Below are 14277 nucleotides of genomic sequence, written 5' to 3'. Positions count from 1 at the left end.
GGCCACGGCAGACAGGAGGCCATTATACTGGTTTGCTGCAGCGCCGAATACGCCCCGGGCCGGCCTGCGCAGTCAGGGTTTAAGCCCGGCCAAAGGCGTTACCGTTACAATGTGCCCCTTTCCCGTATTGACCCGCCACCATGACCGACAAGCGCCGCACGCTCACCATCAAGCCCAAGGCCGCCAGCGCCGCCAAGACCCCGGCCAAGCCGGCGAATCCGGCTGCGCAGTATGCCAGGCCGGCAGCGCAGGGTGCCCAGGCGCGGCCGCAGCCGGCGGCCAGGCCGGAAGCGAAGCGCGCGCCGACGTTCGAGCAGAAGCCTGCCGCACCGCTGCCCGACCCGAAGCGCGAGCCGAATCGTGAGCCCAGGCCGGCCGCGCCGGCGCGGCCCAGCCATGAGGTCAAGCCCCACTTCCAGCACGACTACCGCCCGGACCTGCCGGGCGACTCGCTGGCGCTGGCGCTGGCGGGAGCGGCCGCCGCGGTGGCCGCCGTGCGGGCCGGCACCGCGCTGCCGCAGGCCTTGTCCAACGTGTTCTCGAGCTATGACGCCTCGCCCCAGACGCGCGGCGCGATCCAGGACCTGGCCTACCGCACGCTGCGCGGGCTGGGCCGGGCCGATACGCTGCTGGGCCTGATGACGACCAAGGCGCCGGACGTGCCGATGCTCGTCGGCCTGCTGTCCTGCGCGCTGGTACTGCTCGACACCCCTGAAGGCGAGCGGGCCGCCTACGAACCCTTCACCGTGGTCGACCAGGCCGTCACCGCGGCCAGCCGCCATCCCGACCTGGCGCACGCCAAGGCGATGGTGAACGCCGTGCTGCGCCGCTTCCTGCGCGAGCGCGAGGTCCTGGTGGCCGAGGCCCTGACGCAGCCGCTGGCGCAGTGGAACTACCCGCAGTGGTGGATCGACGCTACCCGCGCCGCCTATCCGCGCGACTGGCAAGCCATCCTCGCGGCCGGCAACGGCCACCCGCCGCTGACGCTGCGCGTGAATACCCGCAAGACCACGGTCGAGGACTACCTGCGCCGGCTGGAGGAAGAGGGCATCGGCGCCGACCGGCTCGGCCCCACGGCCCTGCGCCTGAAGCAGGCGGTCAACGTGTCCCAGGTGCCAGGCTTCCACGACGGCCTGGTGTCGGTGCAGGACGCCGGCGCCCAGCTGGCCGCGCCCCTGCTCGACCTGCGGGACGGCATGCGCGTGCTCGACGCCTGCGCCGCCCCGGGTGGCAAGAGCGGCCATATCCTGGAGACGGCCGATGTCGAGCTGACCTCGGTCGACGCCGAGCCGCAGCGCCTGGCGCGCGTGGGCGACAACCTGGGCCGCCTCGGCCTGTCGGCGACGCTGGTGGCGGCTGAAGCCCAGACGAAAGAATGGTGGGACGGCCGTCAATACGACCGCATCCTGGCCGATGTGCCGTGCACGGCGTCGGGCATCGTGCGCCGCCATCCGGACATCCGCTGGCTGCGCCGCAAGACCGACACGCGCCAACTTACAACACTTTCCGCGCAGATACTCGACAATCTTTGGCAGATGCTGCGGCCCGATGGTAAATTGTTGTTTGTGACATGTTCGCTCTGGCCCCAGGAATCCGAGGCGCAGGCGGCCGCGTTCGCGGCACGCCACGTCGACGCCATTCGCCTCGATGCGCCGGGCCAGCTGCTGCCGATGAGTGGCGCCGAGATCGACCATGACGGTCTGTTCTACGCCCTGTTCCAGAAGAAGAAAGGGGCCTGACGTTCCCGCACACCACGAGCTTGCGAAAAAATCCTCCATGGCTGCGTTGCATTCGTCTCGCCGTACAAGGGTACTGTCTTCGACGATGCGCCTTGCCCTGGAGTTTTTTTCACAAGCTCTACGCTCCATTAATTTAGGTTCCGGCCCACCTGTGACTTTACGATTTTTCCGCCTCCTCGCCTGCCAGTTGCTGCTGGTCTTCGCGTGCGCAACGGCGCAGGCGGCCGACGGGATCGACATCACGCTGGCGAAAATCGAAGCCACCGAGGAGGGCTACCGCCTCGCTGCGAACTATTCGTTCGACCTGAACCGCGACCTCGAGGAGGCCCTGCAGCACGGGGTCAAGCTCTACTTCACGACCGAGATCGAACTGGTGCGCCCGCGCTGGTACTGGCGCGACGACCGCGCCGTGGCCGCCAAGCGCACCGTCAGCATTTCCTACGACGTCCTGCTGCGCCAGTACTACGTGTCCGTCCAGGGCAGCGTGCAGCAGACCTACCAGACCCTCGACGAGGCGATGTTCCAGATCCGGCGCCCAAGCCGCTGGCTGATCGCGCCGCGCGGGGCGCTCAAGCATGGCGAGACCTATGAAGTGTCCCTGCGCATGTACATGAACCGCGAGCTGCTGCAAAAGCCGCTCCAGGTCAACGCCTTCAACAATTCGGACTGGCAGCTTGCCTCGAACCGGAAGACCTTCAATTACCGTGCGGAGTAAGGCGTGAACCAGGCCATGCGCTACGCGCTGGTAGTCGGCGGGGCGGTCGTCTCGATCCTGCTGTTCCTGCTCGCCGCAGCCTCCGACAACTCCGGTTTCTTCGACCGCTATTACTCCTGGCTGCTGGGGCTGAACGCGACGATCGCGTTCCTGCTGCTGATCCTGGTGCTGGTCGCCCTCGGGCGCCTGTATTCGCGCTACAAGGCAGGGCGCTTCGGCTCGCGCCTGATGGCGAGACTGGTGCTGCTGTTCGCCGGCATCGGCATCCTGCCCGGGCTGGTCATCTTCATGGTCTCGGTGCAGTTCGTGTCGCACTCGATCGAGTCCTGGTTCGACGTCAAGATCGAGTCCGCCCTGCAGTCGGGCCTGAACCTCGGCCACGCGGCGCTCGACGAATCGCTCGCGGAACTGAGCGCGCGCGGCCAGACCGTGGCGGCCACGCTCTCCGGCCAGGACGACATCGGCACCCGCATGGCGCTGTCGCAGCTGGTCAGCGAAACCGAGGGCATGCAAAGCGCGATGCTGCTCGACGCGAACGGCAGGCTGATGGCCAGCGCCAGCGAAGACCGCCGCGCCGACCTCACCGGCGACCTGCCGAACCAGCAGATGATGCGCCAGGCCGGCATGCCGGGCGGGTATGCGCGTGCCGAGGGAGGCATCGAACTCGACTTCCGCGAGGCGCCCGCCGGCCAGTCGAACGCGCTCGACGCCGTCACCGGCCTGCGCCTGCGCGTGGTGCTCGCCGTGCCCGAGCCGCCCGGGGCGTCGCCGCGCTACCTGCAGCTGATGCAGGCGGTGCCGGTCAACCTCGCCTCGAATGCCGAGGTGCTGCGCAGCGCCTTCTCCGAATACCAGCAGCGTTCCTGGGCGCGCGAGGGCCTGCAGCGCATGTACATCGAAACCCTGACCCTGACGCTGCTGCTGGCTATCTTCGGCGCCATCGGCAGCGCGGTCCTGATCGCGGGGAACCTGGCGCAGCCGTTGCTGGTGCTGGCCGAGGGCACGCAGGCGGTGGCCGAAGGCGATCTGTCGCCGCGCCCGATCGTCGAGACCAGCGACGAACTGGGCACGCTGACGCAATCGTTCAACGCCATGACCGGCCAGCTGTTCGAAGCCAGGAGCGCGGTCGAACGCAACCGCGCGGCCCTGCAAAGCGCCAAGGCCCACCTCGAATCGGTGCTGGCCAATATGTCGGCCGGCGTGCTGGTGCTCGACGCCGAAGGCACGGTCGTCAACTCGAACGAGGCCGCCTGCCGCATCCTGCAGATGGAGCAGTGCCACCTGACCGGGCCGCTCCCGAAGATCGAGGGCCTGGAAACCTTCGCCAACGCGATCACGCGCGCGTTCTCGACGCAAAGCGCGCAGTCGGCCGCCGGCACCTCGCGCCAGCGCACCCACTGGCAGCTCGAGATCGAGATCCCGCGCCGCAGCGGCGCCGCCGGCGCGGACGACCACGACACGACCCTGCTGGCGCGCGGCTCGCGCCTGCCGGTGGGGGTGGGCAGCGGCTTCATCGTGGTGTTCGACGATATCTCGGACGTGATCTCGGCCCAGCGCTCGGTGGCCTGGGGCGAGGTCGCCCGGCGCCTGGCGCACGAGATCAAGAACCCGCTGACGCCGATCCAGCTCTCCGCCGAACGGCTGCAGATGAAGCTCGAGGGAAGGCTCGAAGCAAGCGACGCGGCCCTGCTGGCGCGCGCCACGAGCACCATCGTCAACCAGGTCGACGCCATGAAGCGCATGGTCGACGACTTCCGTGACTACGCGCGCACGCCGCCGGCGGTGCTCGAACCGCTCGACCTGAATGCCCTGATCGAGGAAATCCTCAGCCTCTACCTGGCCGAGGACGCCTCGGACATCATCCACGCCGCGCTCGACCCCGCCTTGCCGCGGGTGATGGGCGACCCGACCCAGCTGCGCCAGGTGATCCACAACCTGCTGCAGAACGCCCAGGACGCGCTGGCCGACCGCGGCGCGGAAGGGGTGACGCCGCGCATCGACATCGCCACCGAGATCATCCACTACACGGGCGCCGACGGCAGGGCCGGCACGGCGGTGCGCCTGGCGATCCTCGATAACGGTCCCGGCTTCGCACCGAAAATCCTGGCGCGCGCCTTCGAACCCTACGTCACCTCGAAAGCGCGCGGCACCGGTCTGGGCCTGGCCATGGTGAAAAAGATCGTCGACGAGCACGGGGGACGCATCGATGTCCAGAACCGTCCGGACGGAAGTGGCGCATCAGTCTTCATTTTGCTGTTAAAGTTAGCACAAGAGGCGAACTTGGCCGAAGTGTAAATCAGGCATAGAATCACGGCTGAAAGCACACTGTGAATCACAACTGTTAAGTCGGGTGGAGACGGAAGGCAACGATGGCAAACATACTCGTAGTCGATGATGAAATGGGCATCCGCGAGCTGCTCTCGGAAATCTTGGGAGACGAAGGCCACGCAATCACGCTGGCAGAAAACGCGCAGCAGGCACGCGAAGCGCGCGCGGCCGGCGCCCCCGACCTGGTCCTGCTCGATATCTGGATGCCCGACACCGACGGCGTCACCCTGCTCAAGGAATGGCAGCGCGACGGCATGCTGACCATGCCGGTCATCATGATGTCGGGCCACGCCACCATCGATACCGCCGTCGAGGCGACCCGCATCGGCGCCCTGAACTTCCTCGAAAAGCCGATCGCCCTGCAAAAGCTGCTGAAGGCCGTGCAGCAGGGCCTGACCCGTGCGCAGGAAGTGGCGCGCGCCCCGAGCCCGCCGCCGCGGCCAAGCATGCCGCCGCCGAACGTCGAACCGGCGCCCGTCTCGAGCCCGATGTATGCGGCCCAGCCGATGCCGGCGCCGCTCAACGGCGCGCGCGTGGGCGTGGTCGGCCATGGCGAGACCCAGGGCTACACCCTCTCGTTCGACCTGCCGCTGCGCGAGGCGCGCGACGCCTTCGAGCGCATGTACTTCGAACACCACCTGGGCCGCGAAGGCGGCAGCATGACGCGCGTGGCCGAAAAGACGGGCCTCGAGCGCACCCACCTGTACCGCAAGCTCAAGCAACTCGGCGTCGAACCGGGCAAGCTCGGCAAGCGCGGCGGATAACACCATGAACGGGCAGGTTCCCCGCTCGCAGGCGGACGGGGAACTCGCCACTCCCGGCTCTTCTACATCTTTCTCATCCGGCTCTTCTTTGCGTCATCCGATTCCTACGACGCTCGTGACCGGCGCTCGCGCAGGCGCGCGCGAAACCGCCATCGCAGGCGCAATCGCAAGCCAGGTTTCCCCTGCTACGCCCCGTAGCGGGCCGGTTGCCGTCATCCTCGAAGGCCTTCCCGATGGCCATGTTGCACTGGAAAATTCCGCAAATCTCATGATCTCGCGCATCGCACCGGGTTGCCTGTGCTGCGCGGGAAATCTGGTGATGCGTGTTACATTGAATCGTCTGCTGCGCCAGCGGCCCACACGCCTGTTCATCGGCGTTGCCGACACGGCGCATCTGGATCAGTTGCGATCATGGTTAAGCAGTGCGCCATACGATCAGCTGTTGGCTCTTACGCCCGACCTCGGTACTTGAAATCGGTCCGGCGAGCCCCACCTCTTCACTGAAGTCGAAGCCAGTCGCCCGCCGCCGCGCGGCTGTCCCGACACTTGATCAAGAGAAGGAGTCATCATGAACATGATCTACAACAGCGAGCAGTACAGCGTGGTCGAATTTGGCGTCGATCGCGACCTCGAAGCCCTGCGCTTCGGCGGTTACGAGATCGTCGACAAGGCCGGCCGTCGCGAAGCATTCATCGGCGGCAAACTGGCACAATCGTTCCGTCGCGACGTCAACAACCTCATTGCGAGCGAGCCGACCATGGAAGAAATCGACGATTTCCTCGGCTCCTACGACACGCTGATGAGCCAGCCGGTGGTGCTGCACTAAGCCCACCCCAGTCAGGCTGGAGGATCACGCTCACGAGCGCCAGGGACGACAACGGGATGCAGGCACCAGCATAGGCCGGTGCCGCGTCCGCCCTGCGCCTCACCCGCTTTACCGCATTACCGCATCTTCGCTTTACCCCTGCATCCATCTCCCTTCCTCTCGCGGCTGCGTTCCATCCGATCGGCATGGTAAGCTGCGCGCCATGTGCCAACTTCTTGCCATGAACTGCAATGTCCCGACCGACATTGTGTTTTCCTTTACCGGTTTCGCCCACCGCGGCGGCCGTACCGATACCCACCACGACGGCTGGGGCATCGCCTTCTTCGAGGGCGCCGGCGTGCGCCACTTCGTCGACCACCAGGCCGCGATCGTCTCGCCGATCGCCGAACTGATCAAGCGTTACCCGATCAAGTCCACCAACGTCATCGCCCACATCCGCAAGGCGACCCAGGGCCAGGTGGCGCTCGAGAACTGCCATCCCTTCGTGCGCGAACTGTGGGGCCGCTACTGGGTGTTCGCCCACAACGGCGATTTGAAGGAATTCCGTCCCCAGCTCGATGGCGCCTTCCGCCCGGTCGGCAACACCGACAGCGAAACGGCCTTTTGCTTCCTGCTGCAGGAATTGCGGCGCCGCTTCGGCGACACGCCGCCCGGCCTGCCGGCGCTGCGCGCAGCCCTGGACGAACTGGTGCAGGAGATTTCAAGCTACGGCACCTTCAACATGATGCTGTCGGACGGCACGGCCCTGTTCGCGCATTGCTCCACCAAGCTCTGCTATGTGGTGCGGCAATACCCGTTCACGGCCGCCTGCCTGTCCGACGAAGACCTGTCGGTCGATTTTTCGCAGGTCACCACGCCGAACGACCGGGTCGCCATCATCGTTACCGAACCGCTGACGACCAACGAAACTTGGACCCAGTTTGCACCCGGCCAGTTGATGCTGTTCGTCGACGGCAGCCCGGTTTCACAGTAGCCGTAACTTCCCGGCATCTTTTTTGTTTCAAAATGATGCCAGCAAGCCACTAATTGCCGGGAATGGGGTAGAGTGGGCGGCTCCACTGTGACTAGGGACCGCGATGACCGATACCGCCAGCCTCGACCAGGCATCCCAGCCTCTGCAACTGCGCAATTTCTACCTGGCGCGTCAGCCGCTGCTCGACCGCAACCAGGCACTGTTCGGCTACGAACTGCTGTTCCGTAACACGCCTGCCAACGCGGCCGAGATCGACTCCGGCCTGGCCGCCACGGCCGACGTGCTGGCCCACGCGGCCCAGCTGGGCCTGCCGCGCGCGATCGGCGACGCGACCGCCTTCGTCAACGTCGACACCGAGGTGTTGATGAGCGATATCTTCTCCTTCCTGCCGCGCGAGCGCACCGTGATCGAACTGGTCGGCTCGGTCGAGGCCAGCGAGCAGGTGATGTGGCGCCTGGCCGAGCTGAGCGGTCACGGCTTCCGCTTCGCCGCGGAGGCAGGGGCCCACGGCAGCCGCCTCGGGCGCCTGCTGCCGCTGCTCGACTTCGTCAAGGTCGACCTGCGCACGATGCCGGTGGTGACCCTGTTAGGTTTGGTGCCCCGCTTGCGCGGCACCGGGAAGCTCCTGATCGCCGAAAAGGTCGAAAGCCAGTCCGAATACAAGACCTGCCTCGACCTCGGCTTCGATTATTTCCAGGGCTTTTATTTTGCGCGGCCCTCGGTGATCGCCGGACGCAAGCTGTCGCCCTCGCAACTGGCGGTGGTCGAGCTGATGAACCTGGTGACCTCGGACGCCGACAACATCGAGGTCGAGCGCGCCATCAAGCGCGACGTGACCCTGTCGATCAACCTGCTGCGCATCGTGAACACCCCGGCGGCCGGCCTGCGCCAGCGCATCGACTCGCTCAGCCAGGCCCTGATCATCCTCGGCCGGCGCCAGTTGCAGCGCTGGCTGCAGATCATGCTGTACGCGGAACCCGGGACGCGCGGTCATGCGAACTCGCCGCTGCTGATGCTGGCCAGCACCCGTGCGCGCCTGCTGGAGATCCTGGCCGGGCGCCTGCGTCCGGCCCAGCCGCGCGTCGCGGACATCGCCTTCACGGTCGGCATCATGTCGCTGATGGACACGCTCTTCTGCGTGCCGATGGCCGACCTGGTCGAGCAGATCCCGGTGGGCGAAGAAGTGAGCAATGCGCTGCTGCACCGCACCGGCTTCTTCGGCGAACTGCTGCGCCTGGCCGAGTCGATCGAGCAGATGGAAGACGGCGCCAGCGCGATGCTGCCGGCCCTGCACGAACTGGCCGACAGCGGCGACGACCTGGTGGAACTCGAAATGGCCGCCTTCGAGTGGAGCGACAAGGTGGTGCGCTACGCGCTATAAATCGTAAGCCAGGCGCGTGAAGGCGCTCAGGCCAAACCCGCCCATTGCTGGTGCAGGTCGGGGTCCGAGCGCAGCTCCCACAGTGCGAACACGATGGTCGCGATGCCGACCACGAGCATGCTGGTGCTCATCGCGCGGTCCGCGACCACGTCCACCAGCCAGGGCGAGGCCGCCACCCAGGCGCCGAGGACGATATTCACGAGCACCGCCCATACATAGGTTTTATACAGGTCGAACACGGCGAGGACCGCGATGATGGTGCCGGCGATGAAGGCGTTGAGCGCCGGCGGCGAGTCGTTCGGGTAGCCCAGCGCCCAGGGCGACACGAAGAGCCAGATGCCCAGCAGCAGGATCGCCCCGTCCTGCCAGCGTTTGGACGATAGATGCCTTGCCATGATGTGTCCCTCCTCGTGCGGGCAGCCCCAGGAACTTGGACAGGCGCGCCAAGGCTTGGTTCAGGAAGTGGTGGCCAGCACCTTGCCTTCCTCCCTGCCGGTCGCGGTGCACGATGCGGCGGCGGACCCCTCGGCCGGGTGCGCCGGCTTGCGCGCAAAGATCCATCCGACCAGGCGGTTGCCCGCGGCGTTGAGCAGCATCGCACAAGGGACGATCAATGCCAGGCTGATCGCGAAATCAGCCAGCGACACACCGGTCGGGCGCACGAACAGGTAATTGTGGATCAGGTAGATCTCCAGCAGGCAGGCTTCCAGCGGTATCAGGAGGCGCAGGGCCACCAGCGGCTTGCCGGGGATGGTCAGGCGCAGCGACAGCGCCAGCGCGAAGACAACCAGCAGGGGCATGTTCAACACATCCAGGCCGGGGCTGAAGCGCGCCGCGACGAGCAGCAACGGCGCGGCCAGCAGCACCGCATTTACCGAGCGAGTGTGCAACGTCAGCTGGTTCACGCCGGCATGGATCCCGAGGACGAAGCCCAGCATGGTCACCCACAGCGCAAAGCTGATCCGGACAAATTCGTTCAGCAGCAGCATGCCGGCGAAGACCATCGCAAGCGCGGCCGTGGTGCGTTTCGACGCCACCAGCATCGGCGCCAATATCGGGTACAGCGCGTAGAAGAAGAGCAGCAGCGTGAAGAACCAGAGTCCGTTCCCGAGCGCGCTTCCGCTAGGACCGAGCAGGTTGAGGATGCCCGACATGCCGGCCACGTGCACCAGGGTATGCCAATGGAGGATGTCGCGGCCTTGTGCCACCAGGAGCAGGGCCAGCACGGCCAGGATGAACCAGTAGCGCACGCCCAGGCGCTGCAGCTTCTTCTTCCAGAAGGCGCGGATGTCCACACTTTCGCCGTAGATGCGCCCGGTGAAGAAGGAGGAGGAAAAGCCGAACAGGAAGAGCGCGACGGTCGCCGCTGGCCACAGGGGCACATCGACGAACCAGTGGCTCGTCACAACCGTGAAAATGGCGATGACCTTGGCTGCCGAAAAATGGAGGCTGACGGAGTTGTCCATGGATTAGGCGCGTAAGGTAGCACGGCATCCACAACCCGTGCGACTTATGCGATATTCATATTAATCAGCCGCTCATTCTCGCACCAGATCGCAGTGTAGTAACGAGCACATTGCTTTATTTCTACATATGTGTCCTTGTTGCAACGCTGGCTAATCGTAAAAAGCCCGGCAACGGGGAGGCCGGGCCGGGCGGACATTAGCATGCTCTTACGCTTACGACAGGTTCGGCGCCAGGTGGCGTTCCACCTCGGCCTTGTCCATGCCGCGGCGGTTGGCCATGTCCGTTACCTGGTCGTCGCCGATCTTGCCGACCACGAAATACTTTGATTCCGGATGGGCGAGATAGAAGCCCGACACCGCCGCGCCCGGATACATGGCATACGACTCGGTCAGCTGCATGCCGATTTCCTCGGCCTGCAGGGTCTCGAACAGCTCCGCCTTTACCGTATGCTCGGGGCAGGCCGGGTAGCCCGGCGCCGGGCGGATGCCGGCGTATTGCTCGGCGATGAGCTGGGCGTTGTCCAGGTCTTCGTTCGCCGCGTAGCCCCACAGGTCGGTGCGCACGCGCTCGTGCAGGTATTCGGCAAAGGCTTCGGCCAGGCGGTCGGCCAGGGCCTTGAGCATGATCGACGAGTAATCGTCGTTCGCCTCTTCGAAGCGCTGTTCGTACTTCTCGATGCCCAGGCCCGCGGTGACCGCGAACATGCCGATGTAGTCCGCCACGCCCGATTCCTTCGGGGCGATGAAATCGGACAGGCACTGGTTCGGGCGCTGCACGCCGTCGACCACCGGCTTCACGCCCTGCTGGCGCAGGCCATGCCAGGTGAAGGCGACCTTCTCGCGGGTTTCGTCGGTATAGATCTCGATGTCGTCGTCGTTCACGCTGTTGGCCGGCAGCAGGGCAATCGCGCCGTTCGCCGTCAGCCAGCGGCCTTCGATGATCTTCTTGAGCAGGGCCTGGCCTTCCTCGAACACCTTCGAGGCCGCCTCGCCCACGATTTCGTCGGTCAGGATGGCCGGGAAGGGACCGGCCAGGTCCCAGGTCTGGAAGAAGGGGCCCCAGTCGATGTAGCGCGCCAGGGTGGCGAGGTCGACGTTCTTGAATACGCGGCGGCCGATGAACTTCGGCTTGACCGGCGCATACTCCAGCCTGGCCTTGTTGGCGCGCGCGTCGCTCAGGGGCAGCATCGGCAGCGCCTTCTTGTTGGCGTGCTGCTCGCGGATGCGCTCGTAGTCCGCCTTGATCTCGGCCATGTACTGCTCGCGCGACTCGCCGGTGAGCAGCGACTGGCCGACCGACACCGAACGCGAGGCGTCCGGCACGTAGACCACCGGGCCGTCGTAGTGCGGCGCGATTTTCACGGCCGTGTGGGCGCGGCTGGTGGTGGCGCCGCCGATCAGGAGCGGGATGCCGCGCTCGCGGAACCACGGGTCGCGCTGCATCTCTTTCGCCACGTGCGCCATCTCTTCCAGCGAAGGCGTGATCAGGCCCGACAGGCCGACGATGTCCGCATTCTCGGCCTTGGCCTTGGCCAGGATGTCGGAGCAGGGCACCATCACGCCCATGTTCACGATCTCGAAGTTATTACACTGCAGGACCACCGAGACGATGTTCTTGCCGATGTCGTGCACGTCGCCCTTCACGGTGGCGATCACGATCTTGCCCTTCGGCTTGGCGACGACGCCCGTACGCTCTTCCTCCCGCGCCTTTTCCTCTTCGATGAAGGGGATCAGGTGGGCCACCGCCTGCTTCATGACGCGCGCCGATTTCACCACCTGCGGCAGGAACATCTTGCCCTGGCCGAAGAGGTCGCCGACGATGTCCATGCCGGCCATCAGCGGGCCTTCGATGACGTTGATCGGGCGCCCGCCCGCATTCAGCACGCCCAGGCGCGCTTCCTCGGTGTCCTCGACGATCCACTGCGTGATGCCGTGCACCAGCGCGTGCGCCAGGCGCTTTTCGACCGGCGCGTTGCGCCATTCCAGGTTCTGCTCCTGCTTGCCGCCGCCTGCCTTCAGGCTGCCGGCGAATTCGATCATGCGTTCGGTCGCGTCTTCGCGGCGGTTCAGCACCACGTCCTCGACGCGCTCGCGCAGCTCGGCCGGCAGGTCGTCGTAGACGCCGACCATGCCCGCGTTGACGATACCCATCGTCATGCCGGCCTGGATCGCGTGGTACAGGAAGACCGTGTGGATGGCTTCGCGCGCCGGGTCGTTGCCGCGGAAGCTGAACGAGACGTTCGAGACGCCGCCCGAGACTTTTGCGTGCGGCAGGTTCTGGCGGATCCAGTGCGTGGCGTTGATGAAGTCGACCGCGTAGTTGTTGTGCTCTTCGATGCCGGTAGCAATCGCGAAGATGTTCGGGTCGAAGATGATGTCTTCCGGCGGGAAGCCCACCTTTTGCACCAGGGTGTCGTAGGCGCGCTTGCAGATCTCGGTCTTGCGCTCGAAGGTGTCGGCCTGGCCCTGCTCGTCGAAGGCCATCACGATCACGGCGGCGCCGTAGCGGCGGCACAAGCCAGCCTGGCGCAGGAATTCCTCTTCGCCTTCCTTCAGCGAGATCGAATTGACGATGGCCTTGCCCTGCACGCATTTCAGGCCGGCCTCGATCACGCTCCATTTGGAGGAGTCGATCATGATCGGCACGCGCGAGATGTCGGGCTCGGAGGCGATCAGGTTCAGGAAGCGCGTCATGGCCGCCTGCGAGTCGAGCATCGCCTCGTCCATGTTGATGTCGATGACCTGGGCGCCGTTCTCGACCTGCTGGCGCGCGACCGACAGCGCCTCGTCGAACTGCTCGTTCAGGATCATGCGCGCAAAGGCTTTCGAACCGGTGACGTTGGTGCGCTCGCCGACGTTCACGAACAGCGAGGTCTCGTCGACCGTGAACGGCTCCAGGCCCGACAGGCGCAGGGCGACCGGCACTTCCGGCACGGCGCGCGGGGTGGCGGTCGAGAGCAGGTCGGCGATCGCCTTGATGTGCTCGGGCGTGGTGCCGCAGCAGCCGCCGGCGATGTTCACGAAGCCGGCGTCGGCGAATTCGCGCAGCAGGGCGGAGGTGTCGGCCGGCAGTTCGTCGAAGCCGGTGTCGCTCATCGGGTTGGGCAGGCCGGCGTTCGGGTAGATGCAGACAAAGGTATCGGCGATCTGCGACAGCTCTTCGGCGTAGGGGCGCATCAGGGCGGCGCCCAGTGCGCAGTTCAGGCCGATGGTGAGGGGCTTCGCGTGGCGCACCGAATTCCAGAAGGCGGCGACGGTCTGGCCCGACAGGATGCGGCCCGAAGCGTCGGTCACGGTGCCGGAGATCATGATCGGCTTGCGGGTCGTTTCCGGATGCGCGTCGAAATACTGGTCGATCGCGAACAGGGCCGCCTTGCAGTTCAGGGTGTCGAAGATGGTTTCGACCAGCAGCACGTCGACGCCGCCGTCGACCAGGCCGCTGACCTGTTCGTGGTAGCTGGCGACCAGCTGGTCGAAGGTGATGTTGCGCGCGGCCGGGTCGTTGACGTCCGGCGAGATCGAGGCGGTCTTCGGCGTCGGCCCGAGGGCGCCGGCCACGAAGCGCGGCTTGTCCGGCGTGCTGTACTTGTCGCAGGCGGCGCGCGCCAGTTTGGCGGACTCGACGTTCATTTCATAGGCCAGGTGGCCCATGTGGTAATCGTCCTGCGCGACGCTGGTGGCGCCGAAGGTGTTCGTCTCGATGAGGTCGGCGCCGGCGGCGAGGTAGCGCTCGTGGATCTCCTGGATCACCTGCGGCTGGGTCAGCGTCAGCAACTCATTGTTGCCCTTCACGAAAAGCTCACGGGTGCCGCTGCCTTCCGGCGCGGCAAAGCTGACAAAGCGCCCTTCGGGGCCGCCCCGGTAAGCGATCTCGTCCAATTTGTATTGCTGGATGATGGTGCCCATCGCTCCATCGAGGACCATGATGCGGCGCGACAGGATCTCGCGCAGCTGGGTTTCGATCGGGGAGAGGGAAGAGGTCGGGGCAGTCATCGGTAGCTTTCAAAGGCGTGCACGCTCGCATGGCAAAGCGGCGCTGCACGGTTGGGGCGGTCTGAAATTATACGTCAATGCAGGGAGTGCGC

General features: G+C 65.8%; 11 protein-coding genes. 8 read left to right on the top strand and 3 right to left on the bottom strand.

Annotation, left to right across the window (positions count from 1 at the left end; all coding sequences use genetic code 11):
• The first annotated feature begins 140 nt into the window (after window positions 1–140).
• From rsmB to ACWCIA_RS20790, 8 genes are all read left to right on the top strand, one after another.
• Complete coding sequence (rsmB, locus tag ACWCIA_RS20825) at window positions 141–1739, top strand: 16S rRNA (cytosine(967)-C(5))-methyltransferase RsmB (protein ID WP_454166413.1); 1599 nt, start codon at window positions 141–143, stop codon at window positions 1737–1739.
• A 151-nt stretch (window positions 1740–1890) separates the two neighbouring features.
• Window positions 1891–2454 carry a DUF4390 domain-containing protein gene (locus tag ACWCIA_RS20820; RefSeq protein ID WP_454166412.1) on the top strand — a complete coding sequence of 188 codons (564 nt, stop codon included), beginning with the start codon at window positions 1891–1893 and terminating at the stop codon, window positions 2452–2454.
• Window positions 2455–2457: 3 nt separating this feature from the next.
• Window positions 2458–4749 carry an ATP-binding protein gene (locus ACWCIA_RS20815; protein ID WP_454166410.1) on the top strand — a complete coding sequence of 764 codons (2292 nt, stop codon included), beginning with the start codon at window positions 2458–2460 and terminating at the stop codon, window positions 4747–4749.
• A 74-nt stretch (window positions 4750–4823) separates the two neighbouring features.
• Window positions 4824–5546 (top strand): response regulator, encoded by a 723-nt coding sequence (locus ACWCIA_RS20810; protein ID WP_454166409.1) that lies wholly within the window; start codon window positions 4824–4826, stop codon window positions 5544–5546.
• A 4-nt stretch (window positions 5547–5550) separates the two neighbouring features.
• Window positions 5551–6018, top strand: coding sequence for a GTPase (locus ACWCIA_RS20805; protein ID WP_454166407.1), 468 nt, complete (start codon window positions 5551–5553; stop codon window positions 6016–6018).
• A 96-nt stretch (window positions 6019–6114) separates the two neighbouring features.
• On the top strand, window positions 6115–6372 hold the full coding sequence (locus tag ACWCIA_RS20800; protein WP_027865841.1) for a BTH_I0359 family protein: 258 nt from the start codon (window positions 6115–6117) through the stop codon (window positions 6370–6372).
• Window positions 6373–6574: 202 nt separating this feature from the next.
• Window positions 6575–7345 carry a class II glutamine amidotransferase gene (locus ACWCIA_RS20795; protein WP_454166405.1) on the top strand — a complete coding sequence of 257 codons (771 nt, stop codon included), beginning with the start codon at window positions 6575–6577 and terminating at the stop codon, window positions 7343–7345.
• 103 nt (window positions 7346–7448) lie between these two features.
• On the top strand, window positions 7449–8726 hold the full coding sequence (locus ACWCIA_RS20790) for an EAL and HDOD domain-containing protein (RefSeq protein WP_454166404.1): 1278 nt from the start codon (window positions 7449–7451) through the stop codon (window positions 8724–8726).
• 26 nt (window positions 8727–8752) lie between these two features.
• On the opposite strand, the gene ACWCIA_RS20785 is transcribed toward ACWCIA_RS20790, so the two are convergent.
• The 3 genes from ACWCIA_RS20785 to metH form a co-directional block, all read right to left on the bottom strand.
• Window positions 8753–9121, bottom strand: coding sequence for an SPW repeat protein (locus ACWCIA_RS20785; protein ID WP_454166402.1), 369 nt, complete (start codon window positions 9119–9121; stop codon window positions 8753–8755).
• 60 nt (window positions 9122–9181) lie between these two features.
• Window positions 9182–10192: a hypothetical protein gene (locus ACWCIA_RS20780; protein ID WP_454166400.1), complete on the bottom strand. Its 1011-nt coding sequence runs from the start codon at window positions 10190–10192 to the stop codon at window positions 9182–9184.
• A 213-nt stretch (window positions 10193–10405) separates the two neighbouring features.
• Window positions 10406–14185: a methionine synthase gene (gene metH, locus ACWCIA_RS20775; protein ID WP_454166398.1), complete on the bottom strand. Its 3780-nt coding sequence runs from the start codon at window positions 14183–14185 to the stop codon at window positions 10406–10408.
• Window positions 14186–14277: the final 92 nt, after the last annotated feature.

The sequence above is a fragment of the Massilia sp. SYSU DXS3249 genome, assembly GCF_053668055.1.
This window is presented reverse-complemented; position numbering and strand designations above follow the sequence as displayed.